Raw genomic sequence first — 24,965 nt, 5'->3', positions numbered from 1 at the left:
TATTATGTCAAGTCAAAAGCAAAATGTTGCAAGTGTGAATTCCATGCCAAATGGTTTTTTCTCTAAGGTTGCACGCCTCGCCGTACCTGTCGCTTTGCAAAGTGCTCTAGTGGCTATGTTGCAGCTTGCAGACGTTCTGATGGTGAGTGATTTAGGTAAAGAAGCACCCGCCGCTGTAGGGATCGCCACTAAATGGCACTTTGTCATAATTATGGTCTCTGCCGGTATCGCCACTGCCAACGGCATCCTTGTTGCGCAATATTGGGGACGCCGAGACGCGAGCTCTGCCAAAACGGTCAACATGCTGGCGCTGAAGTATGGCACCTGGCTGATGGTTCCGCTCACCTTTATTATTACGGTTTTCTCTGGTTACATCATGCTACTGCAAACCAGTGATCCTGATGTGATAAGCCTAGGTTCAACCTATTTGTGGTACAGCATACCTGTTCTAGTGCTAACACACTGGATCATTGTTGCTGAGTCTAGCCTTCGCAGTTCAGGTAATGCAATGCTGCCTCTGTATTTGGGCGGAGCTACGGTCTTCTTGAATATTGGCCTGAATTTTTGGCTAATTAAAGGCGGAATGGGTTTAGAACCTATGGGCGTTGCAGGCGCGGCATTAGCGACCTCGATTGCACGGGTCTTCCAAGTCGTCGCTATCCTTTATGCCCTGTTCAAGATAAACCACTGGTTAATAAAATCAGAGGTACTGCCAAACCCACAAAGGTTAGCAACGTCATTTCGTAAATTGGCGATTCCATCAACCGCTAACACCATCATTTGGGGTATGGGTACCCTATCCTATCAGGTGATATTTGGGCATATGGGCACTACAGAGCTCGCTGTATTCAGTATGCTCGGCCCCTTTGAAGGCTTATGTTATTCAGCGTTCTTTGGAGTAGCAATTGCGTGTGCGGTTCTCATTGGTCAGTCTTTAGGCAATGACGAATTCGATGAAGCTCGAAACATGGCAAATTGGTTTATCAAAACGATTTTTGGTTGTTCAGTCGTGCTTGCGTTAATGGTCTTTTTGTTCAGAGAGTCTATTTTGGTCGGCCTTAACCTAAACCAACCAGAGCTTTATGAACTGGCATCCCCAGCTATCATGGTATTCACCGTATTGCTCGGTATTCGCATGCTTAACATGGTGATCATTGTCGGTATCTTGAAAGCTGGCGGAGAGAACTCGTTCTGTTTGAGGATGGACTTTATTGCAATGTGGATGGTGGGTATTCCATGCCTTGCATGGGGAGCATTCATCGCAGGATGGAGCTTTGAATACGTTTACGCATTAATGCTCACTGAAGAAATCGTCAAGCTTGCCCTGTGTTTCCACCGATTCTTGAAACGCATATGGATTAAGAATCTGACACTGTCACCAGCCTAGCTTTAGAAATACTAACGCCCATCTTTACGATGGGCGTTGTATTAAGCCATTTAGCATAGACTCGTAGTAACAAGAGACCGCTAGTTAAACAGTTCAATCACCAACTTGTTGTCCTTGATAGCCATACTGGGCTCAGCAGATTTAATTAGAGCCTCTTGAACGACATTACTATCAAGCTTGTAAACGGGTTGCTGTGATAAACCATAGCCAATCATCGACACCGCAGGTTTTAACAGCTGCTTGATCTCTGGGGCTAAGCGCTGATCGCCCTTCTCGTTAAACTGCTCTAATCGTATCGACTTTAAAAATACCTCACCGCTCTGCGCGTCATACTCAGGGACAGCGCTAAATTCTAAATCCAGGTCTAGGGTTTGGTTTTGATTTCCCCACATTTGAATTTTTGCCAGTGTACTGGCAAATACAGACACACGATCTACATCTGCACGCCCGATTCTTACCTCGAGATCATCCACCGACACTTGGGCATAAAGCAGATTCTCAACGCCCACTGACTGCTCGAAACTCACGTTGTCCTGCAAATAGTTGGTCATTTCTTTTTCGGTAATGCTGTAACTAGCACAACCACTCACAAGCAGCCCTAAACAAACAACACATCCTTGTAGCCATTTTTTGATCATGAACTTGAGCTCTCATTGAGTAATTAAACCTAACTAGAGCTAAGAGTGAAACCTCATTTGAGTCAAGTTTTCTTTCACTTCTCAATTTTGCAACGTCCTAAACCCTCACCCTTTGACGATTAGGAAATAGGACAAACCGTTAACATTTGCGTAACCTGAGTCACACTCCACAAGAGTATGTATTGATCCACCTGATTAGACCAGTATATTGTTCGTTACAACCATGCAACATATAGGTGTTATGTATGCACATAGACAAGCTTTTAAAAATGGCCGAGCGGTGCGTTTCCGGCAACACGAGCATGGTCGTGTCACAGCATTGGTCTCAGGGAGATAGTGTATTTGGCGGACTAACCGCCGCGCTGTTGTTTCACGTAACCTCGCCCCTTGCCACTCTGGGTAGACCCCTTTATTCAGTTAAAACCAATTTTATTAGCTCACTGCTTATCGACCAGCCCTTTACCTTTGAAATAGAGTTGTTAAATGAAGACAGCAGGCACTCTAAAGTGACAGGGCGTATAGTGCAAAATGATGAGGTAGTCGTGGTTCAACACTCTTGTTTTGGTCAAGAAGCAATGGCAAATACTTCTTTATCGAATCCCCCTCAGCAAACACCAGCGCTACCGCGTGTGGAACAACTCCCTAATGGTCAAGCGACAGAACTAACTGCAAGTAACCTTCTTACATACACGGAGCAAGTTGACTTCGCTATAGCAAAATCACCTCAACCCGATGCCACACAAGATGTCTCTCATAATCATGGGTGGATGAAGCTAAAAACCTCGCCAATACGAACTACTGGGGCTCATCTTATCTGCCTCATTGACGCATGGCCGACGTACTCGTGCTCAGAAATGAAGGACCAAAAATCCGGGACTATCATGATGTGGAATTTAGAATTTCCTGCAGCCAATCATGAAGATTTAGGAACGCAGTGGTTTGCCTACCAATCAGACATAAGAAAGATGGCAGGAGGTTATGCACACGTTGAGGCGAATATCTGGAGTGAAGACAATCGACTCGTCGCAATTAGTCGCCAAAGTGTTGATTTAGCGAGTTAAATTTAACGTTTGCACATAGTTTTGTTCAAGTATCAAGCAAGTAAGCGCAATATAAGTTTCAGTTTTATGACGTCTAGGTTAAGCGCGCTACAATACCGACCCATTGATAAGGAGCGAAGCTAGACGATGCAATTGCAATACTGGAAAAATAATAGAACTGGGCTGCTCATTTTAGGCGGTTTTTTGCTCGCGGTTGGACTGCTATCAAGCGTAATCCCTAACATCGACTTACTCACCCCTGAATCAAACTACGTTGGCGCTATCCTTACCTATCTCACCTACTCTGCCGGCTCACAAGGGTTTCTTATTACTTTGGCGTTCTTTGTTGCCATAACTGCGCTCGGCACCGCTAACAAGAAGCAACTCTTACTACTGTTGATCCAACTAGGTGTTCTACTGGTGCTCTCTTTTGCAGCAAAATCGGCAATGAAAGAGATCACACAAAGCCCTCGCCCGTATACCGAAGCATTGATGCAGTTGGACCTGGTTGATTCTCCAAGTCGCTTTTACACGCTCGATTTTGCTACCCAAAATAGCATCATAGAAGTCGCATCCGAAAAGGTATCTCACTGGCGAACCATTCACTGGCAGGGAGAAACGGATTATTCGTTTCCATCGGGTCACACTGTATTCGTGGCTCTGTGTGTGTTCTTCTTTGGCGGTTTATTCGTAAAACGAAAACAGTACCTAATGCTAGGCATTGTTTTCGCTTGGGGTCTAGCGGTCGCCTATAGCCGATTGTGGCTTGGCATGCATCGTCCAGAAGACCTGATCGGCTCTAGCGTAGTCGTTGCTGTTATCGCCGCATTGATACCTGCGCCTAATCAAGCGGCACCTTCTCACTCAAACTAGAGTCATCACATTTTATCTAGATGAGATCCAATGCAGCCTTAAAAAGCTGCATATGGATAGGCACAAGGTCGCAATGATCACTGCGGTAGCCCCCACCGACTACCGCAGCAATGGGAATATTGCGCTCGGTTGCAACCTCAAGCATAAATCGATCTCTTTGGTAAATAGCCTCAGTGCTGACTTCAAGAAAACCGAGCTCATCCCCCTCGTGAATATCCACACCTGCGTCATATAAAATGAGATCAGGCCGATAAAGGTTCACCGCCATTTCAACCACTGACGTAAATGAGGCGAGAAATTCCCTGTCTGTGGTTCCCCTTGCCAAAGGAACATCAATATCAGAGCTGGGTTTTCGCGCTGGGAAGTTCTTCTCACAATGAAATGAGACTGTCGTAATATCTGGGTTATCAGCACACAAGGTGGCGGTACCATCGCCATGATGCACATCGCTATCTATGATCATGACTGAGTCGACGTCTGGATGCTTTAGTGCTTCATTGGCTGCAACTACTAAGTCATTGAACAGGCAAAACCCACTACCATAATCCGCATGCGCGTGGTGGTAGCCACCACTAAGGTGTATCGCTACACCCTCTTCAATGGCTTTTTGCGCCGTCATTACAGTGCCAGCAGTCGAGGTAAGGGTTCTTTTGATCAGCTGCTCACTCCAGGGAAAGCCTATACGACGCATTTTAGGCGCAGGTAAATCTCCAGAAACGAGCTGATTGATATAACCTAAGTCATGACTCTGTGAGACAGTGTCTATTGATAAAGGCTTAGGTTGGTAAAAGCACACACGCTCTGCGCCCATTCCCCGTTGTCGCAACTCTAAATCAACGGCGTCATACAGCAGTTTATACTTCATGATCGGATAACGGTGCCCATCAGGAAGAGGCAGATCTGAATAGATAGGATGATAAATTAATGGAAGCATGTAAGACTTTGTTTTACCTAGGTCTGTATATTCTTATTGATGTCTCTCACAAAAGAAAGCAAAATGGCGCCCCTTCCTAAGAAGGTGAGCGTTTTTCACATTATTCAACTACGCTCTCACTAGTTCATACCAATCGTACTAAATAATCGGTCATTCTAGCTGGTTAAAATACTCGACAGTTGCGTTAGAATTTTTGATTGTAGAATAACTACTTATCGAAAAATTCTTCCTTGTTCTCTAGTATTTTATTCTTCGCTATTTCTGAACGCTTACTTAGTGTGATTGGTATTATTTGCAGGCAAATCCGCCTTCACTACTTCACATCGAGAACATCTATGAGTTTTGACTCCCTTGGTCTATCAGCCCCGATCCTTCGTGCTATTGACGAATTAGGCTATACAAAGGCTTCTCCTATCCAAGAAAAAGCCATCCCTGCCATTATTGAAGGCAAGGACGTTATGGCCGCAGCTCAAACGGGTACAGGTAAGACCGCTGGTTTTACTCTACCTCTGCTTGAGCGATTGAGTACTGGGCCAAGACCAAAAGGAAATCACGTTCGCGCTCTTGTTCTAACACCAACTCGTGAGCTTGCTGCTCAAGTACATGACAGCGTAGTAAAATACGGCGCACACCTAGAAACAACCTCTACCGTTGTGTTTGGTGGCGTTAAGATCAATCCTCAGATGCTTAATCTTCGCAAGGGTTGTGATGTATTAGTAGCAACGCCTGGTCGCTTACTAGATCTGCACAGCCAAAATGCGGTGAAGTTCTCTGAGCTAGAAGTATTGGTGTTAGACGAAGCCGACCGCATGCTAGACATGGGCTTTTTCCGTGATATCAAACGTATCCTGAACCTACTGCCTAAACAGCGTCAGAACCTATTGTTCTCTGCGACCTTCTCTCCAGAGATCAGAGACCTTGCTCGTGGCCTAGTTAACAATCCAGTAGAGGTTTCAGTAAACCCGCCAAACTCAACCACTCAACTGGTTGAGCAGAGCGTTTACGTATCTGATAAGCGCCAAAAATCTTCCATTCTTGCCAAGCTCATTAAAGAGGGTAATTGGCAGCAAGTTCTAGTGTTCAGTAAGACCAAGCATGGTGCAAACCGCCTCGCTCGTTTCCTTGAAGCAGAAAAAATCTCAGCGCTACCGATTCACGGTAACAAGAGCCAAGGCGCGCGTACTAAAGCGTTAGAAGAGTTCAAAACAGGTAAGATTCGCGTTTTAGTTGCAACCGATATTGCCGCACGTGGTCTCGATATCCCTCAGCTTCCTCAAGTGGTTAACTTTGATCTTCCCCATGTATCTGAAGACTATGTACACCGCATTGGTCGTACCGGTCGTGCTGGTGAAACAGGCAAGGCGTACTCTTTGGTATGCGTTGACGAGACGAAAGAGTTGTTTGCCATTGAAAGGCTGATTGGCAAGGTACTAGAGCGCCATGAAATGGAAGGCTTCAAGCCTGTTAACCCTATTCCTGAATCAAAGCTTGATACACGCGCTATCAAGCCTAAGAAACCTAAAAAGCCAAGAGTTGAACACAAAGATGGTCAACGCTCAGCTGAAAACGCTCAAGGGCATAAACCCGCCAACAAGAACAAGCGTCATTCTACACGACGCGGTTCAGGCCAAGGCAGTGAGTCCAAGGGCAACCAACAAAACAAACCTGCAACAGCTTCTCGCGATGGTGCTAAACCAACGCCAAGACGTCGCCCGCAGCGTAATACTAATAGCTGATAGCTATCAGCTATCAGCTATCAGCTATCAGCTATCAGCCTGTCTCTTGATCACAAGTCGAGTCCTTTGAGCATTTCATAGGATTCGACTAGTTGCATTAGCTGTAACCAGCCATCCCATAATGCTACAACTCCCACACGACCATTCCGTTTACTATCATGCCAGCGACCTAACTTGGCGAGGGCGTAATATCCCCAATGCAGTGAAGGGGGCTCTGTTGGTATTGGCTTAGTTTTGTGCGCCGCTTTCCATAGTATTTTCCAACTGACGTTACTGAAATAAACCGTGCATGGAATATTCTTCGCCTCTTCCTTGTTTTGCGTCAGTTCCCGTAACTGAAATAAACGTACTGCGATAAAGGCTTGAATAACGGCTACACGACGTAAATTATCACGACTTTGCATACGCAATCTTTCTACTTGTGTACCTTCTGATTTCCAGATTTTATGAAACTCCTCTATGCGCCACCTTAGTTCGTAGTAGCGAGCTATTTGACGAGCTTCTTCGGGAGTTGTCACTGGTTCGGTCGTATAAAGTACCCAGCGTAATTTACCTTTTTCGCCGTTGGGTTCGACTTCTTGGCAGACCACGGCATTTACAGTAATAGTGGCTTCTGCTTTAGCGCGTTGAGGCTTTTGCAACGTCACCGATGTATGACTCAATGCTATCGTTGCGGTTCGCGCTCGACGTCCACCTTTCTGTTGAATATCTATGGTGTAGTGAGCGCTTGGTTCAAGGGCATCGAGTACTGTAAAAAGCTTTTCATCAAAGCCGACTAAGCGTCGATTGTCGCTTGCTCGTACGACAAAACGGTGACCTTGACTGATTTGATAGTCTAGGTATTCGTACATATCCGCTTCGCGATCACAAACATCAATGACATTGTCGAGTGTTTCAAGTCGTGATGAGAGTTGTTCAACATTATGTTGCCATTTATAACTCTCTTTTTCGCTACGCTCTCTGCATTGTAATTGATGGGTTTGTTGTACTTGCTTACTTTGTCGGTACCAATAATGTTGATAAGCCAACCCAAGCACTTGTTCACTCTGAGCATCCAACATCAATGTGGAATGAGCATAGAGTGTTCGTCCTTTATTACTGTGGCGGGTGTCGCTCCCTGAATTGACTTCGCCGAGTTCTTCACAAACAGAATGGCGGTAGCTCAGACCAGTAGTATCTTGGAGTGCTAAGACTAAAGGGCGCTGACGAACTAACTCGTCAGTTTGAGTGTACCCAGCCTCAGCAATGGCTTCGGGGCTGATACTATCGTTACGAATGAAGCGGTAAGCACCTTCGATACTGGCAGGGTCATCACAAGAACGACTCACCGATTTACCAGCGTTTTTAGCTAGATCACTGGCTACTTTAACCAGGCGGTTAGTGCGACGAGGATCGCCAAGCTGTGCACGACCAAAAATAAATTCAGCCCAGTGCTCAGAGTTGGAAGTAAACATAGAAAGTGTGACCTAATAAGCTAAAAGAAGTATTAGATCACACTGAGATTAGATAACAAGACTTGTGTATGAAAGTCAGGCTATCAGCTATCAGCTATCAGCTTAAAGCTTACCGCTGCTTTTCCTTAGGTGCCGATTAGAGGTGTTCTTTTTCGGCACCTCAGGCACCGCTTTCTTTTCGTGACGCAGATGACGAATGGCAAGTAGTGGGTGTTTGAGCAACATTCTTGGACCGGAAAATCGCATCACAGCACGCATATTCTCTTTGGGTTCCGGTCGATAGCAGTGTACAGGACAACGATTACAGGTTGGCTTGTTCTGACCAAATACACAGCGATCCAGCTTAGTCTTAGCGTATTGACTTAGCTCGGTACACTCTTCACATAAACCATGTATAACCCCATGATGCTTCGCGCAATAGATCTCGATCATTGCGTGCACAGTCTTATATTCTTTAAGCAATTCACCGCTTAATATTTCGTCTAGTTGTTGCTGCCTTTGCAAAACTATTTCTCACAACCCGTAACATACATTTAGTATATAACTTAAAAAGCCTATATCGCCATACCAACTCTCTTGATTTAGCTCTAAGTCTCTTTTTCTACTTCAATGCGTACAAAACACCACCATTCAATTTCCTAAATGGAACTAACTTCTGAGCCGACACTCAAAATAAAACCAAGATTTATCACTATTATTGAAATACTTAGCTTTGTTTTGGCTAAGATAATAGAATGACTAGTAAGAGCACATTGCCCCACTTTACGAGACATGCGGGCAATATATAGACAGGGAAACGGAGAGTTACATGCTTAAAAGGACGCTGCTCACAGGCGCTATTCTTTGCTCACCATGGCTTCACGCAGAGGTGATCGAATCGACCTATTTATCCGGTTTTGGCGAGGCCAAGCACCCTTCTGGTTTTGAACATCTAGACTACGTTAATCCTTCTGCACCCAAAGGTGGTCACGTCACTTATGGAGCGATCGGCACCTACGATAGCTTTAACCGTTACGGTTCTCGCGGTAAGCCTGGCGCTATGACAGGAGAAATCTACGATACCTTGATGTTTTCTCCTACCGATGAAATCAATACCTCCTACCCGCTGATTGCTGAGAAAGTGCGTTATGAAGACGATTTCTCTTGGATGGAAGTTGATATCAACCCAAAAGCTAAATTTCAAGATGGCGTGGCAATTACCGCCAAAGACGTTGAGTTCACTTTTCAAAAGTTTCTAGATCAAGGTGTGCCTCAATACAAAACCTACTTTAAGAAGATAAAGTCCGTTAAAGCAATAAACGATAAAACAGCGCGAATCGAGATGGCAGAGCCAGACAGAGACGTGCTATTCGCTTTAGTGCAAGGAATGGCGGTGCTTCCAGAGCATTTCTGGAAAGACAAAGACCTTAGTCAGCCTCTATCCCAACCTCCAGTAGGAAGCGGGCCCTATAAAATTGATTCCTTTAAATCTGGTCAAAGTATTACCTATGCTCGCGTGACCGATTATTGGGCTGAAACCTTGCCAGTAAACATCGGCAGAAATAACTTCGATACCATACAGTACGATTATTATCGCGATGACACAGTGATGCTTGAAGCTTTTAAAGCAGGGGAATACGACTTAAGACAAGAAGGTACTGCGAAATTTTGGGCCACCTCCTACACAGGCTCTAACTTCGATAAGGGCTACATAATCAAAGAAGAGATCGCTCATCAGATCCCTCAGAGCATGCAAGGTTTTATCTATAATACCGAAAGCGACATTTTCAAAGACCCTAAGGTACGCGAAGCCCTAACCTATGCATTGGATTTCGAGTGGATGAACAAGAACATGTTCTACCACCAATACGCTCGCACCAGCAGCTACTTCCAGAATACCGAGTACCAAGCAAAGGGTAAGCCAAGCGCAAAAGAACTTGAAATTCTTGAACCTATTAAGGACCAAGTACCAGAGCGTGTGTTCGGCGAGTCATACGCGCCACCAAAAAGTGACGCTTCTGGGCGAATTCGTACGCAGATGCGTACCGCAATTAAACTCCTCAAAGAAGCCGGATGGGAGACCAAGAACGGTGTACTGACCAACAGCAAAACCGGTAAACCATTCGAGTTTGAGTTGCTGGTTTACAGCCCAACAACCGAACGTATTGCTGATCCGTTGAAAAAGAACCTCAGCAATATTGGTATCAACATGAAGATTCGCACGGTGGATACGACTCAATACCTTAAGCGCTGGCATGAGCGCGATTACGACATGATCTTTTCATCGTATTCCGCCAATGCCTACCCAAGCACTAACCTGAAGATTGCATGGAACAGTAACTTTATCGATAGCACCTATAACCAAGCGGGTGTTCGAAACAAGGCTATCGACTATCTAACAGAAGAGATCGACACCCATCAGCAAGACCCAGAAAGACTCAAAGCCTTAGGCCCAGCCCTCGACCGCGTACTGACCTGGAACTTCTACGCTATTCCAGCATGGCATACAGGCGCATTTAGGGTAGCAAGTTGGGACAAATTCGCTAGGCCAGACATTCGACCAGAGTATGACCTAGGTTTAGATACTTGGTGGGTCGATACTGAGAAAGCGCAGAAGCTACCGGCTAAAAGACGGTAGCGACTAGTCCAAGTTACTAGCTGCAAGCTTCTAGCTGCTAGCTGCTAGGTTCTAGCTGCTAGGTTCTAGGTTCTAGGTTCTAGCTAGGTTCTAGGTTCTAGGTTCTAGGTTCTAGGTTCTAGGTTCTAGCTTCTAGCTTCTAGCTTCTAGCTTCTAGCTTCTAGCTTCTAGTAGCTTGCAGCTTGCAGCTTGGAACTATCATTTTGTTTTTTCACATTCAATCATAGAGAGTTATGTCAGCTTATATAATAAGACGCCTGTTGCTCGTCATTCCCACCTTATGGGCAATCATAACCATAAACTTCTTTGTCATTCAGATCGCACCTGGTGGCCCTGTTGAGCAAGCTATTGCTCAGATGGAAGGGTTAGACTCAGGGGTAATGGAGCGCTTTACTGGGGGTGGCCAAGAGGTTGAACTTAGCGCTAGCAACGCCGATGCACAAACCACCGGCTATCGCGGTTCTAGAGGAATGGACCCTGAGGTTATTGAAGAGATCAAAAAGCAATTTGGCTTCGATAAACCGATTCACGTGCGTTATTTTGAAATGCTCAAGAACTACATCACCTTTGATTTTGGCCAAAGCTTATTCAAAGGAGGCGATGTCATCGACCTCATTGTCGAGCGATTACCGGTTTCTATATCTCTGGGGCTCTGGAGTACCTTGATCATATATCTGATCTCTATTCCACTCGGGATAGTAAAGGCCATTCATCACGGATCTCGCTTTGATATTTGGACCAGCGCATTGGTCATTGTCGGCTACGCGATTCCGGGCTTTTTGTTTGCCATATTGCTTATCATCGTCTTTGCTAGCGGCAACTACCTCGATTGGTTCCCTCTACGAGGCTTAGTCTCCTCCGACTTTGACCAACTTAACTGGTATCAAAAGGTCATTGATTACTTCTGGCATTTAACCCTGCCGACTCTTGCTATGGTGATTGGTGGTTTTGCGACCCTAACGATGCTGACCAAAAACTCGTTTCTTGATGAAATCAACAAGCAATATGTGGTTACAGCGAGAGCCAAAGGTCTGGATGAGAAAAGTATTCTCTACAAGCATGTGTTCCGCAACGCTATGTTGATTATCATTGCTGGCTTCCCTAGCGCCTTTATCAGTATCTTCTTCACCGGTTCAATGCTGATTGAGGTGATGTTCTCTCTTGAGGGTATCGGTCTTCTTGGCTTTGAATCCACTATTCAACGAGACTACCCTGTGGTATTTAGCTCTTTATATATCATGACCTTACTTGGCTTATTACTCAGCATTATCTCTGATCTCACCTATTCGTGGGTAGACCCGCGCATTGACTTCGAGGCCAGATAAATGAATCCATTACTTAAACTTCGCATCGATCGCTTCAAAGCCAATAAACGTGGCTTCTGGTCATTATGGATTTTCACACTGTTGTTTACGGTAACCTTATTTGCTGAACTCGTTGCCAATGATAAACCTCTGTTTGTCAGCTTTGACGACGGCTGGTATTTCCCTATTGCAAAGCAGTACTCCGAGATTGAATTTGGCGGCGAGTTTGCAGCTGAAGCGGATTATACCGACCCCTATGTACAAGACCTCATCAATGAAAAAGGCTATATGGTTTGGCCAATCATTCGCTTTAGCTACGACACCATTAACTACAACTTACCTGGTCCTGCGCCTTCTGCCCCAGATTCTATTAACTGGTTAGGCACTGATGATAGAGGACGAGATGTATTAGCCCGAATCATTTATGGGTTCCGTATATCCGTTTTATTTGGCTTTGTGTTGACCATTGTCAGCAGCATTATTGGTGTTGTTGTAGGGGCAACTCAGGGCTATTACGGCGGAAAGCTGGATCTCATTGGTCAGCGCTTTATTGAGGTTTGGTCAGGCATGCCTACCCTATTTTTGCTGATTATCTTGTCGAGTTTCGTAGAGCCGAGCTTTTGGTGGCTACTTGGCATAATGGTGCTGTTTAGCTGGATGAGTTTAGTGGGTGTGGTGCGTGCAGAGTTCTTGCGCTGCCGTAACTTTGACTATGTGAAAGCCGCTCACGCATTAGGGGTTAGTGATAAACGAATCATCAGCAGACACATGTTGCCAAACGCTATGGTAGCAACACTGACTATGATTCCATTTATTCTTTCGGGGTCGGTCACTACCCTAACCTCTTTAGATTTCTTAGGGTTTGGCTTGCCTAGTGGTTCCCCTTCGCTTGGCGAACTGCTCGCTCAAGGTAAGGCTAACCTGCAAGCTCCATGGCTGGGCTTTTCGGCCTTTATCGTGTTGTCGATAATGCTAAGTCTACTGGTGTTTATTGGAGAAGCGGTAAGAGACGCGTTTGACCCTCACGCCCAAGCATAAGAGACAAAAAAAGAGGCGTTAAACGCCTCTTTCAAAAAACTGAATATAAAAACTGGGGGGCTTTTTGGCAAATTTACTTATTAGCTTGTTTGCTCTGAAAGCTTAAGACGTTCGATAGATTGTTTCAGCTCGTTAGCAAGGTCCGTTGTAGCCGATAGGCTAGATTCGTTTTGGCCCGCGATAGCGTCAACCACTGAGGTTGCTTGCTGTAGTGCCTCATTAACGGTCGCATCTAGAGAGCGTAGACATTTTTGCGCCAATTGAAGGTGCAGTTCCGCTTCTTTTGCGAGGCTGTAAGCTGATTTGTAGATTTCTTTTGGCATATTAGCCTCCTGAGTCAGTTTAGGGGGGTTACAAGACAGAGTTTTCGAAAGCGTATTGTATTTAAATACTACAAATAAGATATATTAATTTATTTGAATGAGCTACATTTTATTTGAGAAAATGAGAGCCTTGGCACAACTTTTGATTAGTATCTGTACATCTATTTGCAAGAATTTTTCGCTTAACTAAGACCAATCCAACTATTTTATTGGTTGAGCCAACAACACCACAACAAGGAATGATATGACGCAGGCGCTACTACACATTGATAATCTTTCGGTTGCCTTTGGTGGGAAAAATAACCCAAGGACAGTAACGCAAAACGTGAGTTTGTCTGTTAACAAAGGCGAAACGCTCGCCTTAGTGGGTGAAAGTGGTTCAGGTAAATCCGTTACTGCCAATGCGATTCTGCGCCTACTGCCAAAAGCCAGTACCGTCTATCAAACAGGTACTATCCATTTTGACAAGGAAGAGCTGCTCACTCTCTCAGAGCGTCGTATGCGTGGCGTGCGCGGTGGCCGTATTGGCATGATATTCCAAGAACCTATGGTATCACTCAACCCTCTTCATAAGATTGGTCGTCAACTAGTGGAAACCGTTGAGATACATCGTGGCCTTCGTGCCAATAAAGCCAAGACGCTCGCGCTAACCTGGCTAAACAAGGTCGGTATTCGAAACCCAGAACAAAAGATTAACGCTTATCCCCACGAACTGAGTGGCGGAGAAAGGCAGCGTGTAATGATTGCCCTCGCGCTGATAAACGAACCAGAATTATTGATTGCCGATGAGCCCACCACAGCGCTGGACGTGTCCGTACAAGCTCAAATACTGGATCTGTTAAAAGATCTTCAGCAAGAGCTTGGTATGGCTATGCTCTTTATTACTCATGATTTAAGTATTGTTAGACGTATTGCTAATCGCGTTTGTGTCATGAAAGAAGGAAAGCTCGTAGAAACGGGCGAATGCCAATCTTTGTTTAGTGACCCAAAGCATCCCTACACTAAGATGCTTATTGATGCCGACCCTTCTGGCTCTCCTGTAGAAGTCCCCGACACCAACGCCAATCTAGTTGAGGCACACGATCTTAAAGTGTGGTTCCCGATTACTGGCGGGATATTTAAGCGTGTCATCGACCATACCAAAGCGGTCACTGGGGTTAACTTCACCCTTAAGAAGGGTCACACCCTGGGCTTGGTTGGTGAGAGCGGCTCAGGTAAATCTACAACGGGTATGGCGATACTTCGCTTGGTCAATAGTAATGGCGGCATCGTATTTGATAGCAAAGAGCTTTCATCGCTAGATAGAAAACAGATGTTGCCACTGAGAAGTCGGATGCAGGTCGTCTTTCAAGACCCCTTCTCTGCTCTCAATCCACGAATGTCGGTTGCGCAGATCATTGGTGAGGGGTTGCGAGTCCATCAAGACCTAACGGATAGTGAGATAGACGCTGAAATTTGTCGCGTAATGCAAGAGGTAGACCTCGACCAAGAAACGCGCCACCGATATCCTAATGAGTTTTCTGGTGGGCAGAGACAGCGTATAGCCATTGCTAGAGCATTAATCCTTAAGCCTGAGTTTATCCTACTGGATGAACCAACGTCCTCTTTAGATCGTACTGTACAAGCACAGGTGTTAGATCTGCTCAAGCAGCTGCAACAAAAGTATGGTTTAACTTATCTGTTTATCAGTCATGACCTCAACGTTGTGCGTTCTCTGTGTCACGACACTATGGTGCTAAAAGCGGGACAAGTGGTGGAATACGGTGAAACAGAGCAAGTATTTAATGCACCTAAGCACGATTACACACAACAATTGGTGACATTGTCACAGATGTAATCTGTCACATCAAAACCTAAGGTAAAACGTTATTTATGAAAAGCTTAGATCAGCTCGATTACTGCCACACCTACGCCGATCTTGGCTCTTCACTATCAAGCCGAGTCAACCCGACACCGCTCAGCGACCCGTATCTCATCCATACCAATCAGCGCCTCGCAAAGCAACTTGGCATTGATATTGAGTCTGTTGGCGATGAGATACTTACACAGCTTATGTCGGGGCAAGGCATCCTTGAGTCTTGGTCACCCATAGCGATGAAGTACACTGGTCATCAATTTGGTCAATACAATCCAGATCTTGGAGACGGTAGAGGGCTCTTGCTTACAGAGTTCATAAACGATGATGGTGAAAAGTGGGATTTTCATCTTAAAGGAAGTGGCCAGACTCCCTATTCTCGCGGTGCAGATGGGCGAGCAGTGATTCGTTCAAGTGTAAGAGAATACCTGATCAGTGCGGCCATGGATGGACTGAGCATTCCTACCACTCAAGCCCTGGCTATCTCTGGCGCAAGCACACCCGTACGAAGAGAAGAGATCGAATCAGCGGCTACTCTATTACGGATAGCCCCAAGCCATGTTCGATTTGGTCACTTTGAATATCTCTTTTATAGCGGACAGCACAGCGAGATAAAGGCGTTAGCGGATTACATTATCCTCTGGCACATGCCTGAATTAAAGGATTCTGAAGATAAATACGCGGCGTTTTTCCAACAGGTCACCAAACGCACGGCAAGCATGATCGCGCATTGGCAAGCCTATGGCTTTTGTCATGGCGTAATGAACACAGATAACATGTCGATACTAGGCCTCACCTTCGACTATGGTCCCTTTGCCTTTCTTGATACCTATTTGTCCAAGCACATCTGCAACCACAGTGATTACAGTGGACGCTACGCCTTTCACCAGCAGCCTGGGATTGGTCAGTGGAATCTATCCGCGCTCGGTTACGCCCTGTCATCGCTAATCGATAGCAAACAGATAGAAGCCTCCTTGCAGGAATATGCTTCACACATTCAAGCCGAATACCGACGTTTAATGCGAGCACGTTTTGGATTAGACAGTGAACATGAAAACGACCCTGAGCTTATCAACTCGTGTTTAGAATTGATGGAAAAGCTAGGACTAGATTTTCATTTTACACTGAGGGTCTTGTCAGAGACAGGCCCTGATAATTGGACAGACACTGAGCTTAATAGCACATTAAATAAACCGGAGTTCATTGCTTGGCTTAGAGAATACCAACAACGTATTGCCTTGGATTATAGTAACGATCAAGAGCGACAAAATGCGATGCAAGGGGTCAACCCTAAATACATTTTACGTACTCATCTGGCGCAAGAAGCCATCGAGAAGGTGGAAAATGGAGAATTTGAAATCTTAGAGACTTGGCTTACTGTGTTAGCAAATCCCTTTATTGATCACGCCTGCCCTTCTCATTGGTCACTGCCACCAAGCAACGACCAAAAAGGCATTTGTCTAAGTTGTTCTTCTTAAACCTTGCTGAAATCGCAGTTATTTAACTGCGATTACTTAACTGCACTGGTCTATATATTGATTCATAACCTGCTTTTGGTACTTACCCATATCGCCCGAGTGATACGCATTCGCTTGCTCCCAACCCAGCTGTCGTGCAACTTCTGACGTAGAGGAGATTAGCGCCTCGCCATCACTAATGCCGGGATTCAGAGCCAAAGTTGTCACAGTCGCTTGTTCGATATGTCTGAACATCCTGTCTTCATAGTGACTAATATTGGCTTCTTTTGCTAAAAAAGCGGCGTAGCCTCCGCATCGGACTTGTTCGACAAATGTCTGTTGCGTGGGAGGGGGATTCACCGTAAGCGCCATCGCCTTGGTTGCGGTAAATAAAGCCAAAATAGAACTGACACAGCTCAAATAGATAAATTTTTTCATGGTTAAGTGGTCCTAGTTAGCTTGTAACGAAATGAACCTAGATAAACGACTTATCAGGTTAATCAAACGATAATCAAAAGAAACGTTTAGTTCAGAGCGGTATAGCCACGCCCTGACATACAGTTACGGACCACTTCAGAGTAAGCCTCTTGGTTGCTCGCCTCTACCGCATTGCGCTTGCCTCGGTTTCCAAGAATACCAAGGGTCATGCCTACCGCAGCACCGGTTTTAGCCGCACTTGAGCCTGAGTTGCCTGATACACTTCCCGCTACCGCACCCGCAGTTGCACCTCTAGCACCACGCTTAGCCGTTTCTTGCGCAACGTTATCCGCCTCTTCTTGAGGCGCTTGAAGCCCCAGTCCTTCACAGTACACCATGTCTTCGCTGAACAGATCAGAATCATATTGTCCTTGATCATAAACCAATCCATGGGCACTAACAGGAAGAGTAAACGCTGTACTAAGTACACCAACTAACAGGGTTGCTCGAAGTTTTTTCATATCAAATGCTACTCAATTTGCCACACAAAAGATGGAACGTATTGTGTGGCAAACTCCGTCTTGTATATATAAAGCGAGCTTTGGTTGATCTATTCATTCAGCTTATGAATAGAGCCTTACATTGAATACAAGAAGTAAATCTGTGACTTCATTCGAATGATGATGCCTCGAATCGCATCCAGAAAGTTCATGAAAGACGCGGGTTTGTCGCCACTGATCCATGCCAAGCCCACAGAGCCCACAGGAATGTCATACCTTTCACTCTCGTGGATCTTTAAGCGCACAAAGTGATGCTTGTTATTTACGTTTTTACCCGTTGTGGTGCGAACGTTGGGATCAAACGACAGCAAACTCCCTTGCGACTCACCCGTCGCCTCAACAATGCCTTCGACTTCTGCTGCAAATACCTTGCCTGGGAACACCGGTGATGAGAACTCTGCAAACTGCCCCGCTTCGACATTACGTATTGCCTGATGATTCACGCGCATTAACACGTATTTCTCATTGGTATACATATGAAGACGCGGCATGGTGCTAACGAGTTGCCCTTCGCGCAAAATAAAGTTAGTGAGATAACCATCTAACGGTGCGTACACCTTTGTTTGCTTTAGGTCCCACTGTGCCTTATGCAAACTTTCCATAGCTTGATGGATGTCGTTTTTCTTATTGGTAAGGATCAGCTGTGACTTTTCAATCTCAAGTGCCGACTTTTCAGCGTCCACTTCGTATTTTGAAATTTCAGCCTTGATCGTTTCAATCTCTAGTCGAGCCAGCGTCACTAGCGTTTGTTGCTCTTCCAATTGAGCTTCTGTCACTGAGTGTTTGACTACCGCCTCTTGCTCAACGTAACGCTCTAAAGTGCTTCGTTTTAGCTTCAGATCCGCATACGCCGCTTTCAGCTTACTCTGCTCAATTGCGGTGATCTTGTTCGACGCTTTGAGATCTGACTTAGCCATAGCAATGTCTTCTTTAGCCTGCTCATAAGACACTTTGCTACTATCAAGTTCTACTTGTGCTTGATTAAGCGCAATTTGATAAGGCTCAGGGTCAATCTCATAGATTAGATCGCCCTTGGATACCTCTTGGTTGGGGCTAACGTGTATCTTGGTTACCTTACCCTTAATTTGGGTGCTACCCGGTCTGAGTTGAACGTGAGGCGCTTGCACAACAGAGCCTCCAGAGAGGTCCATTGGCGTATAGTTAATTAAGCCAATCCAAACAAAGACTAACCATCCACTTCCCCCAATATAAGCAAAGCCTTTCGTCCCTTTATTCCATGGCATGCCTATTAGACGAAGAAGATAAATAAACAGTGCCCATACTGCTAAGCCCTCTAACATGCTTCGCTCTCCTCTGCTTTTGTCGATTTGCTTGGTGCTGGTGTGCCAACTGGCGCATTCCAGATATCACGAATTCTCGTTAAGGACGTTTCGAGGTCAACAAATGCGATAAATACTGCGATTACCCACACCCAATGCCAGAGAAAGCCTATCCAAGTGAGAACGGTTATCAGCGCGACCTGATTATGATCTCGTTTATGAGCCTTGGAGATAGGTAATTCGTGAAAGCGCCAAAAGCCATACAGACCTGCTGCGACAGTGCCAACAAGAACAACGAAGGCAACAACATGGAGCACCGTATCAGCAGTGGTTTCAACAAACGGGACAGCAAATAAACTCATGAAAATACTCGTAAAATTAAATTTTTAGTAGTTTGAGTATTTCTACGGTTTACCCCAACAGATTCAACAGATAAAATCATAAAACACCACTTATTGATGATATTTGCTGAAATTTATGTCCGTGTATTTCATTCGCAGTGCCTTTTTCATTAGACTACATAATAGCCTGCAGTCTGTGCTCAATGTCGACTCAGCGCTTTGCCCTATACCCGCAACCGTCTTTGAAGACGCTAATACCCTAATTCCGTACTCCGAAATCACCCGTTGGTACAAGGAGGTTGAGCGCTTATCGGGAAACCCTGACTACATGCTTGAATTCAAACACCTGATCCGTATGGACAATATTGGGTGGTTTGGTGAATGGTTACTGTCAGCACCTGACAACATATTGGCTTTTCGTCGGTTTAACTATGGTATGTCTCATATGCAATCTGGCGGTAGCTTTTACGCCATGCAAACCGGGAACAAAAATATCATCAAGTGGGTACACAAGAGTTACTCCCCGGAAAAGCGCGCACGCTTTCACGAGTCCGTATACAACGTATTGTTAATGCTAGATTTTTTAAAAAAAGCCTCCCACGACAATTTCGAACTGCAGCTTATCAAAATCTCAGGTTCTACTGACGCTATGGAGAAATACAAAGATGCGTTTGGATGTGATATTGAATGGAATAGCCCAACAACAGAGGTATGGTTTAAAACCAACGACCTTCTAACCAAGGCCAATGACCTCGACTTTCTCAGTGCCGATTCTTCATTTTATCTAAGCCATAATCTCAGCGATAAAATTGATAAACTGCTTAACATGCCTCAGGCCAATGATGAGGTAAAAGAATTGTATGAGCTTGCCAATTATACCCTGCACTTCGGTCTTCCCTGTGCCAAGAGAGTCGCTGATATGCTCAATATCTCTACTCAAACACTGCGCCGTAAACTTCAACAAAAGGTGCATTTCAACTTTACTGATCTCAGTGCCTATATCACCACTAGCGCCGCCGTTAACTTGTTAATTAGGGGCATTCCCCCTAAAGAGGTCTCCAAAAAGCTCGGCTTCACCCACGAAGGGAGTTTTTCGAGACAGTTTAAAAAGTACCGAGGGGTCACCCCCCTTAGATATTACCAGGCTCACAATGATAAAAGGTTGGGGTCATCATAGCAGTGCGGTCCATGGCCTCTATTCGTAGTGCGTACCTTTCTAAGTCACGTTACTTAAGAAATGAACCCACTCAACAAGACATCTCATTCTTAACCCCACCTTTAAACAAATTAAACATCATTGCGTAAAATGTGCATTGCGACCCTACTCCAATCTCTATAATTCATCGCATCTACCCAGTGGTGATGAGCTCAAACCGAGCTAACTAGAGGTGAGCAAACTGCACAGTCAATCCAGGATGATGAAACTGCATAAGTCTCATTTGATGAACAACACCATGAATTAAACGACCTGCACTGATTTGAAAAATAAATCACTGCACATTAATCATCGTAATAGGAATCAAAATGAAAGTTAATGCTATTGAAAAAAGTCTAATCGGTATTTTGTCTGTTGCTATCGCAAGCCAGTGGGCTTGGGTACACATTCCAAGTGTAAAAGAAATCATCTTTGTGGGGCTATTGATGCAACTGTGCCTCAGCTTTTTCATCGGCCTTGAAGCATGGAGTGCCAACAAGTGGAAACAAAAAGGCGACGCTAAGAAATACAAAATTGGTCGCGGAATTACGTCTTATATTTCTTTAGTTGGCGGGAAATTTGTCACCATGGGCATCATCGCCGTACTGTTTGAGTCTGTAGCATTTACGGGCTGGGTTGGCGGTGTTATCGCTTTCTTCGGCATTATCTTCCTCATTATGGGAATGGAAAAAGCATACGCTTTGCTCGTCGATAAGCTAATCAACCCTATGGTAGAGTTGCACAGTAAATAACAGCAGAGTATCTGCGAGATACGACTTCAATGACTTGAAGGTGCTCTTATGAAAATAAAATTGATGATATTTGCAGTACTAGTTTTGCTAACGGGTACAGTCGCCGCTGAGGAATGCCGAACCAGCACAGTAAAAAGAGTAGCAGTTTGGACCGCTACTCTGCCCGTACCGCTAAACACGGTGTGGACTTGGCTGTACTTTACCGGCGAGGATCTCTATTGCCACACAATCGAAGAAGAAAACGAGAGCCACATAATCGAGCTCAACCAAGAGTACATCAGGACACTAGGTTATATAGGGTAATAATTAGCTCTGTTTTCTGCATCAAACACCTAAACTCGCTGTATCTCATTAGGTTGGTTTAACTTTACCCAAACCTTAGAAAAGTCGAACCAACCTAGCGCATTACACTTCGCATTTTGCAGCGCGCCGCAATGGTCCTTACTCACCCCAAGCCAGCAGTGAAACATAGGTATAATCAATTGATTCTCCACCAAATAGCGACCTAACTCCCTTGCTGGGAATCCAGCATTAGGTTGCCCCTGCCACTCCTGAACGACTTGATGAATGTGTTCAAATTGATTATCGGTACTTAAGTGATCGAGATTGCTGTAGTCAAGAAGCCAACCCAGCAAGGTGTCGTCTCGATGAGTCCCAAGCCCCATAGGTTTAATCCACAGATCAACTGAATCAATGTCATCAGGAACATGGTCATAGCGTATAAACTGTACCGCCAACCCATCTTGCTTGAGTAGCGACGCTATGGCCTTGGATAGGGTTGGGAAAACTGGATGTTCGCTATGGTATGCAATACTGACCGTCTCAATTTGAGGCGGTGATAGTTGTCTGAGCGGCTGGCTATGGTACCAACCGGGTTTAAGACCATGGGCTGGCAATAATCCAAGCTCAACAATAGACTCTTGAGAAAGCTGTGCAAACAGATTAAACGTGGTGAGCTTAGAGGCGAAATACTCTTGCCACTGCTTATCCCGGCCAAGTCCACTGCGTTGGTTTACTGAAATATAAGTGCATCCTGGATCTAAGGCTACGTCGTCGTCGGTGCGCTGTGTCGGCATATTTGGTTGAGACAAGCTTGGATAGACAATACTTGAGTGAATCTCGTCAATAACCCAAACCTCAACCCTATCAACCAACGGTCTAAAGCCAAAATAGCTATCAAAGGCCTCAAGAATCAACCTCTTGTCATCATTGACAGACACTCGGTAAGGCCCCGTTCCGCTAGGCAAGCGGTCGAAATCTTCAATCTCTGTGCTGTTATACGGAAGCACCTTGGCCACCGTTTCAGCAAGCAATACATCAAAATGATAATCCGCTCGACTAAGCTCTACATCAATGACCAATGGAGAAGGCGTGGTGACGTTTTGAATATGAGCAAACAAGGGCAAGTTTGCTAATGACTTTAAGTGCTCAACCACATGCTCGGTTTCAAGCAACTGACCATTGTGGAAGCGAACTTTGGCCCTAAGATAAAAGCGCCAATGACTGCCTTCAACATTGTCCCAAGAATGGGCGAGATCTTGAGTCAGCTTATCGTTTTCATCCAGTTGTGTAAGACCACTAAAGACTTGATGAATGATGTTTTGCTCTGAGCGTCGATGAGGCTTTCTCGGGTTTAGCATTGAAAGCTGACGATAATAAGGAAGACTGAGAACCTGCTGTCCTTGTCTGTGCTGAACGCCTAGATAATCCTGAATCACTTGAGTTAGACGGTTTGCGTCTTGATTAAGAACTTGCAATGCCTGCCCTATACGGCCTTCTTCAAGATAACGTTTAGCTAGTCCCTCTCCTACATCTTGTCGGTTCTGCTTGAAGATAAGCTTTGATTGCTTGCCTCGCCCAGCAGAAGGGTGCCACTCGATCCATCCCTCTTCACTGAGCTTGTTCAGTACGATACGCGCGTTTCGTCTGGTACAAAACAAAATCTCTGTGATGTCTTCTATACGCGTATCGCTGTCTTCACCATTAAAGTGCTCAAATAGGGTTTCAAACTGAGTTCGAAGTCGCGGGCTACTCATAAAGAGGAAATTCCAGTCAATTAGAAAATTATCGATTTCCTCATTTTAGCACGAAGTGGAGAGATTTTATGTTATCGCGATGCCGGTAACTTGCGAAATTTCTTCAATGATTTCAGTGGGAAGCTTAATAGAAAATCGGCTTTGGGCATCTAATATCACCAATACTTGCCCCATCAGTTGAATTGCGTCAGTTTGCGCTTGGAAGGTCAAACGTTGCTCTCCATCGAGTCGAATCATGATCTCGTGGGCGTTAACGATGATTTTCCCCAATTCAAAGTCTAAAGTCATACCTTTGCCTTCTTCTTCGGGTTCCTAACCATCACTGTATGACGAGAGATACACACCAGATTACCCTGCTCATCTCGAATCTCAATGGACCAGATATGTGTCGTGCGACCCAAATGGATAGGCGTTGCTACTCCAGTAACAGTGCCACTACGTACCGCCTTGAGATGATTGGCATTAACTTCAAGACCTACACAATGGCTGTCACCCTCACAACAGTAATACGCTGCATAAGAACCTAGCGATTCCGCTAGGACGACAGAGGCACCGCCGTGCAATAGTCCAAATGGCTGATGTGTGTTCGGTCCAACAGGCATGGTCGCGGTTAACGAATTATCAGAAATCTCTGTATAAACAATGCCTAAGTGCTCAATCAAGGTATTTTTTGAGTTGGTATTAAGAGATTCTAGACTGATGTCGCGTTTCCATATCGTCATCGATGTCTTTTCCTTTGTTTTTGCTAGGTTCTGTTATCTTATTCTTTTTAAACACTTTAGTGTCTAAATTTTCCTGATTTGTGGGAAAATCTTACTCCATCGACCACACTTGTACTAAACCAACATTTAGGATTAGCGCAAAGATAGAAAAGGAACCCTTCTATGCGACTAAAAACACTCATGCTCTCATTGGCATCAGCAGCCATGATGACCGCTTGCGCCACCTCTCCAACGGGACGTAATCAAGTGATTTTGTTTTCAGATAACCAAATGTCTGATCTTGGTAGTCAATCGTTTGAACAAATGAAATCGGAACTCACCATTAGTAAAGACGCTAAAACGAATGCTTACGTTCAGTGTGTGACCAATGCCATTTTAGAGTATGTTCCTATTCAAGGCAGTTTTAGCCAATGGGAAGTGGTCGTATTTGATAGTGATCAGGTGAATGCCTTTGCCCTTCCAGGGGGGAAAATTGGCGTTTATACCGGTCTATTAAACGTCGCAGTTAATCAGGATCAACTGGCCACCGTCATCGGCCACGAAATTGCGCACGTACTCGCCGATCACAGTAATGAGCGAATGTCTCACGCCCAACTTGCCAATACAGGGTTGCAAATCAGCAATGTGGCACTCAGTAATCAGGAATACCGAAATGAAATAATGGCAGCCATGGGCGTTGGCGTTCAATACGGGGTTTTGTTGCCCTACGGCAGAACGCAAGAAAGCGAAGCGGACATCGTTGGATTGGAGTTAATGGCTAAAGCGGGGTTTGACCCCTACCAAAGTGTCGATTTATGGAAGAACATGGCTAAGGCTTCAGGGGGCAATCAACCGCCAGAATTGCTTTCGACACACCCTTCTCACGATACGAGGATTAAAGACCTAACGGCAAAAGCGGAAACCGAGCCAAAATTCTCCGGACAAAAGCCCAATTGCTCAAAGCCAAATTGAGTTTATTGCTCTAAAGTAATCACATATGAGCACGATGACATAGAAAACTTATTCT

General features: G+C 45.1%; 25 protein-coding genes. 13 read left to right on the top strand and 12 right to left on the bottom strand.

What is annotated here, in order from left to right; all coding sequences use genetic code 11:
* Nucleotides 1-4: 4 nt before the first annotated feature.
* Entirely contained in the window at nt 5-1,387 is a 1,383-nt protein-coding gene (locus tag OCU35_RS15695; protein ID WP_017032281.1) for an MATE family efflux transporter, read from the top strand.
* 80 nt (nt 1,388-1,467) lie between these two features.
* Here the strand turns inward: OCU35_RS15695 and OCU35_RS15690 are convergent, their stop codons facing one another.
* Nucleotides 1,468-2,025, bottom strand: coding sequence for a DUF1439 domain-containing protein (locus OCU35_RS15690; protein WP_017032282.1), 558 nt, complete (start codon nt 2,023-2,025; stop codon nt 1,468-1,470).
* Nucleotides 2,026-2,270: 245 nt separating this feature from the next.
* Between OCU35_RS15690 and OCU35_RS15685 the strand changes: the two genes are divergently transcribed.
* The gene (locus OCU35_RS15685) at nt 2,271-3,086 is read left to right on the top strand and encodes a thioesterase family protein (RefSeq protein WP_261826501.1); all 816 of its coding nucleotides are present in this window, start codon (nt 2,271-2,273) and stop codon (nt 3,084-3,086) included.
* Between the two features lie 126 nt (nt 3,087-3,212).
* The gene (locus tag OCU35_RS15680; protein WP_261826500.1) at nt 3,213-3,938 is read left to right on the top strand and encodes a phosphatase PAP2 family protein; all 726 of its coding nucleotides are present in this window, start codon (nt 3,213-3,215) and stop codon (nt 3,936-3,938) included.
* Between the two features lie 16 nt (nt 3,939-3,954).
* Here OCU35_RS15680 and OCU35_RS15675 read toward each other — a convergent pair whose 3' ends face one another.
* Nucleotides 3,955-4,872, bottom strand: a complete 918-nt coding sequence (locus OCU35_RS15675) for a histone deacetylase family protein (RefSeq protein WP_102457188.1) — start codon at nt 4,870-4,872, stop codon at nt 3,955-3,957.
* 335 nt (nt 4,873-5,207) lie between these two features.
* On the opposite strand from OCU35_RS15675, the gene OCU35_RS15670 reads away from it, so the two are divergent.
* A complete protein-coding gene (locus OCU35_RS15670) occupies nt 5,208-6,608 on the top strand; it encodes a DEAD/DEAH box helicase (RefSeq protein WP_261826499.1) in 1,401 nt (466 codons plus the stop codon).
* Nucleotides 6,609-6,658: 50 nt separating this feature from the next.
* Here OCU35_RS15670 and OCU35_RS15665 read toward each other — a convergent pair whose 3' ends face one another.
* Nucleotides 6,659-8,062 carry an IS4 family transposase gene (locus OCU35_RS15665; RefSeq protein WP_261825301.1) on the bottom strand — a complete coding sequence of 468 codons (1,404 nt, stop codon included), beginning with the start codon at nt 8,060-8,062 and terminating at the stop codon, nt 6,659-6,661.
* 102 nt (nt 8,063-8,164) lie between these two features.
* Nucleotides 8,165-8,494, bottom strand: coding sequence for a nitrous oxide-stimulated promoter family protein (locus OCU35_RS15660; RefSeq protein ID WP_241901739.1), 330 nt, complete (start codon nt 8,492-8,494; stop codon nt 8,165-8,167).
* A 376-nt stretch (nt 8,495-8,870) separates the two neighbouring features.
* Between OCU35_RS15660 and OCU35_RS15655 the strand changes: the two genes are divergently transcribed.
* From OCU35_RS15655 to OCU35_RS15645, 3 genes are all read left to right on the top strand, one after another.
* Complete coding sequence (locus tag OCU35_RS15655) at nt 8,871-10,679, top strand: extracellular solute-binding protein (RefSeq protein ID WP_261826498.1); 1,809 nt, start codon at nt 8,871-8,873, stop codon at nt 10,677-10,679.
* Between the two features lie 233 nt (nt 10,680-10,912).
* Nucleotides 10,913-12,004: a microcin C ABC transporter permease YejB gene (locus OCU35_RS15650; RefSeq protein WP_102481077.1), complete on the top strand. Its 1,092-nt coding sequence runs from the start codon at nt 10,913-10,915 to the stop codon at nt 12,002-12,004.
* Nucleotides 12,005-13,021, top strand: coding sequence for an ABC transporter permease (locus OCU35_RS15645; protein ID WP_017243246.1), 1,017 nt, complete (start codon nt 12,005-12,007; stop codon nt 13,019-13,021). It begins immediately after the preceding gene.
* Between the two features lie 80 nt (nt 13,022-13,101).
* Here the strand turns inward: OCU35_RS15645 and OCU35_RS15640 are convergent, their stop codons facing one another.
* Nucleotides 13,102-13,344, bottom strand: a complete 243-nt coding sequence (locus OCU35_RS15640; RefSeq protein ID WP_065598902.1) for a hypothetical protein — start codon at nt 13,342-13,344, stop codon at nt 13,102-13,104.
* Between the two features lie 244 nt (nt 13,345-13,588).
* On the opposite strand from OCU35_RS15640, the gene OCU35_RS15635 reads away from it, so the two are divergent.
* Together OCU35_RS15635 and OCU35_RS15630 are read left to right on the top strand one after the other, a co-directional pair.
* A complete protein-coding gene (locus OCU35_RS15635) occupies nt 13,589-15,181 on the top strand; it encodes an ABC transporter ATP-binding protein (protein ID WP_102367050.1) in 1,593 nt (530 codons plus the stop codon).
* Between the two features lie 35 nt (nt 15,182-15,216).
* On the top strand, nt 15,217-16,677 hold the full coding sequence (locus tag OCU35_RS15630) for a protein adenylyltransferase SelO (protein WP_102499549.1): 1,461 nt from the start codon (nt 15,217-15,219) through the stop codon (nt 16,675-16,677).
* A 36-nt stretch (nt 16,678-16,713) separates the two neighbouring features.
* Here OCU35_RS15630 and OCU35_RS15625 read toward each other — a convergent pair whose 3' ends face one another.
* From OCU35_RS15625 to OCU35_RS15610, 4 genes are all read right to left on the bottom strand, one after another.
* Nucleotides 16,714-17,094 carry a hypothetical protein gene (locus OCU35_RS15625; protein ID WP_017028105.1) on the bottom strand — a complete coding sequence of 127 codons (381 nt, stop codon included), beginning with the start codon at nt 17,092-17,094 and terminating at the stop codon, nt 16,714-16,716.
* Between the two features lie 86 nt (nt 17,095-17,180).
* A complete protein-coding gene (locus OCU35_RS15620) occupies nt 17,181-17,594 on the bottom strand; it encodes a glycine zipper family protein (RefSeq protein ID WP_017028104.1) in 414 nt (137 codons plus the stop codon).
* Nucleotides 17,595-17,710: 116 nt separating this feature from the next.
* Nucleotides 17,711-18,934: an HlyD family secretion protein gene (locus OCU35_RS15615; protein WP_261826497.1), complete on the bottom strand. Its 1,224-nt coding sequence runs from the start codon at nt 18,932-18,934 to the stop codon at nt 17,711-17,713.
* Nucleotides 18,928-19,275, bottom strand: a complete 348-nt coding sequence (locus OCU35_RS15610; protein WP_261826496.1) for an MFS transporter — start codon at nt 19,273-19,275, stop codon at nt 18,928-18,930. The genes OCU35_RS15615 and OCU35_RS15610 overlap by 7 nt, the downstream gene beginning before the upstream one ends.
* Before the next feature lie 115 nt (nt 19,276-19,390).
* Between OCU35_RS15610 and OCU35_RS15605 the strand changes: the two genes are divergently transcribed.
* The 3 genes from OCU35_RS15605 to OCU35_RS15595 all read left to right on the top strand — a co-directional run bounded on the left by OCU35_RS15605 (nt 19,391) and on the right by OCU35_RS15595 (nt 21,504).
* Nucleotides 19,391-20,431, top strand: a complete 1,041-nt coding sequence (locus OCU35_RS15605) for a helix-turn-helix domain-containing protein (RefSeq protein ID WP_261826495.1) — start codon at nt 19,391-19,393, stop codon at nt 20,429-20,431.
* A 347-nt stretch (nt 20,432-20,778) separates the two neighbouring features.
* Nucleotides 20,779-21,201 (top strand): hypothetical protein, encoded by a 423-nt coding sequence (locus OCU35_RS15600; protein WP_261826494.1) that lies wholly within the window; start codon nt 20,779-20,781, stop codon nt 21,199-21,201.
* A 48-nt stretch (nt 21,202-21,249) separates the two neighbouring features.
* Complete coding sequence (locus OCU35_RS15595; RefSeq protein WP_261826493.1) at nt 21,250-21,504, top strand: hypothetical protein; 255 nt, start codon at nt 21,250-21,252, stop codon at nt 21,502-21,504.
* A 29-nt stretch (nt 21,505-21,533) separates the two neighbouring features.
* Here OCU35_RS15595 and OCU35_RS15590 read toward each other — a convergent pair whose 3' ends face one another.
* The 3 genes from OCU35_RS15590 to OCU35_RS15580 all read right to left on the bottom strand — a co-directional run bounded on the left by OCU35_RS15590 (nt 21,534) and on the right by OCU35_RS15580 (nt 23,959).
* Nucleotides 21,534-23,237, bottom strand: a complete 1,704-nt coding sequence (locus OCU35_RS15590; protein ID WP_261826492.1) for an SgrR family transcriptional regulator — start codon at nt 23,235-23,237, stop codon at nt 21,534-21,536.
* A 66-nt stretch (nt 23,238-23,303) separates the two neighbouring features.
* Nucleotides 23,304-23,525, bottom strand: coding sequence for a DUF3389 family protein (locus tag OCU35_RS15585; protein WP_017032294.1), 222 nt, complete (start codon nt 23,523-23,525; stop codon nt 23,304-23,306).
* Nucleotides 23,522-23,959 (bottom strand): hotdog fold thioesterase, encoded by a 438-nt coding sequence (locus OCU35_RS15580; RefSeq protein WP_065210738.1) that lies wholly within the window; start codon nt 23,957-23,959, stop codon nt 23,522-23,524. The genes OCU35_RS15585 and OCU35_RS15580 overlap by 4 nt, the downstream gene beginning before the upstream one ends.
* A 162-nt stretch (nt 23,960-24,121) precedes the next feature.
* On the opposite strand from OCU35_RS15580, the gene OCU35_RS15575 reads away from it, so the two are divergent.
* Entirely contained in the window at nt 24,122-24,910 is a 789-nt protein-coding gene (locus OCU35_RS15575) for a M48 family metallopeptidase (protein WP_017028097.1), read from the top strand.
* Nucleotides 24,911-24,965: the final 55 nt, after the last annotated feature.

It is taken from the genome of Vibrio breoganii (assembly GCF_024346795.1).
Classification (GTDB): Bacteria; Pseudomonadota; Gammaproteobacteria; order Enterobacterales; family Vibrionaceae; genus Vibrio; species Vibrio breoganii.
The sequence above is the reverse complement of the archived record's forward strand: the minus strand, read 5'-3'. Positions and strand labels throughout refer to the sequence as shown.

What these genes read in the sequence shown, in the direction of transcription:
- OCU35_RS15695 (WP_017032281.1), top strand. Translation starts at nt 5, where the DNA reads ATGTCAAGTCAAAAGCAAAATGTTGCAAGTGTGAATTCCATGCCAAAT.
- OCU35_RS15690 (WP_017032282.1), bottom strand. Translation starts at nt 2,025, where the DNA reads ATGATCAAAAAATGGCTACAAGGATGTGTTGTTTGTTTAGGGCTGCTT.
- OCU35_RS15685 (WP_261826501.1), top strand. Translation starts at nt 2,271, where the DNA reads ATGCACATAGACAAGCTTTTAAAAATGGCCGAGCGGTGCGTTTCCGGC.
- OCU35_RS15680 (WP_261826500.1), top strand. Translation starts at nt 3,213, where the DNA reads ATGCAATTGCAATACTGGAAAAATAATAGAACTGGGCTGCTCATTTTA.
- OCU35_RS15675 (WP_102457188.1), bottom strand. Translation starts at nt 4,872, where the DNA reads ATGCTTCCATTAATTTATCATCCTATCTATTCAGATCTGCCTCTTCCT.
- OCU35_RS15670 (WP_261826499.1), top strand. Translation starts at nt 5,208, where the DNA reads ATGAGTTTTGACTCCCTTGGTCTATCAGCCCCGATCCTTCGTGCTATT.
- OCU35_RS15665 (WP_261825301.1), bottom strand. Translation starts at nt 8,062, where the DNA reads ATGTTTACTTCCAACTCTGAGCACTGGGCTGAATTTATTTTTGGTCGT.
- OCU35_RS15660 (WP_241901739.1), bottom strand. Translation starts at nt 8,494, where the DNA reads ATGATCGAGATCTATTGCGCGAAGCATCATGGGGTTATACATGGTTTA.
- OCU35_RS15655 (WP_261826498.1), top strand. Translation starts at nt 8,871, where the DNA reads ATGCTTAAAAGGACGCTGCTCACAGGCGCTATTCTTTGCTCACCATGG.
- OCU35_RS15650 (WP_102481077.1), top strand. Translation starts at nt 10,913, where the DNA reads ATGTCAGCTTATATAATAAGACGCCTGTTGCTCGTCATTCCCACCTTA.
- OCU35_RS15645 (WP_017243246.1), top strand. Translation starts at nt 12,005, where the DNA reads ATGAATCCATTACTTAAACTTCGCATCGATCGCTTCAAAGCCAATAAA.
- OCU35_RS15640 (WP_065598902.1), bottom strand. Translation starts at nt 13,344, where the DNA reads ATGCCAAAAGAAATCTACAAATCAGCTTACAGCCTCGCAAAAGAAGCG.
- OCU35_RS15635 (WP_102367050.1), top strand. Translation starts at nt 13,589, where the DNA reads ATGACGCAGGCGCTACTACACATTGATAATCTTTCGGTTGCCTTTGGT.
- OCU35_RS15630 (WP_102499549.1), top strand. Translation starts at nt 15,217, where the DNA reads ATGAAAAGCTTAGATCAGCTCGATTACTGCCACACCTACGCCGATCTT.
- OCU35_RS15625 (WP_017028105.1), bottom strand. Translation starts at nt 17,094, where the DNA reads ATGAAAAAATTTATCTATTTGAGCTGTGTCAGTTCTATTTTGGCTTTA.
- OCU35_RS15620 (WP_017028104.1), bottom strand. Translation starts at nt 17,594, where the DNA reads ATGAAAAAACTTCGAGCAACCCTGTTAGTTGGTGTACTTAGTACAGCG.
- OCU35_RS15615 (WP_261826497.1), bottom strand. Translation starts at nt 18,934, where the DNA reads ATGTTAGAGGGCTTAGCAGTATGGGCACTGTTTATTTATCTTCTTCGT.
- OCU35_RS15610 (WP_261826496.1), bottom strand. Translation starts at nt 19,275, where the DNA reads ATGAGTTTATTTGCTGTCCCGTTTGTTGAAACCACTGCTGATACGGTG.
- OCU35_RS15605 (WP_261826495.1), top strand. Translation starts at nt 19,391, where the DNA reads ATGTCCGTGTATTTCATTCGCAGTGCCTTTTTCATTAGACTACATAAT.
- OCU35_RS15600 (WP_261826494.1), top strand. Translation starts at nt 20,779, where the DNA reads ATGAAAGTTAATGCTATTGAAAAAAGTCTAATCGGTATTTTGTCTGTT.
- OCU35_RS15595 (WP_261826493.1), top strand. Translation starts at nt 21,250, where the DNA reads ATGAAAATAAAATTGATGATATTTGCAGTACTAGTTTTGCTAACGGGT.
- OCU35_RS15590 (WP_261826492.1), bottom strand. Translation starts at nt 23,237, where the DNA reads ATGAGTAGCCCGCGACTTCGAACTCAGTTTGAAACCCTATTTGAGCAC.
- OCU35_RS15585 (WP_017032294.1), bottom strand. Translation starts at nt 23,525, where the DNA reads ATGACTTTAGACTTTGAATTGGGGAAAATCATCGTTAACGCCCACGAG.
- OCU35_RS15580 (WP_065210738.1), bottom strand. Translation starts at nt 23,959, where the DNA reads ATGACGATATGGAAACGCGACATCAGTCTAGAATCTCTTAATACCAAC.
- OCU35_RS15575 (WP_017028097.1), top strand. Translation starts at nt 24,122, where the DNA reads ATGCGACTAAAAACACTCATGCTCTCATTGGCATCAGCAGCCATGATG.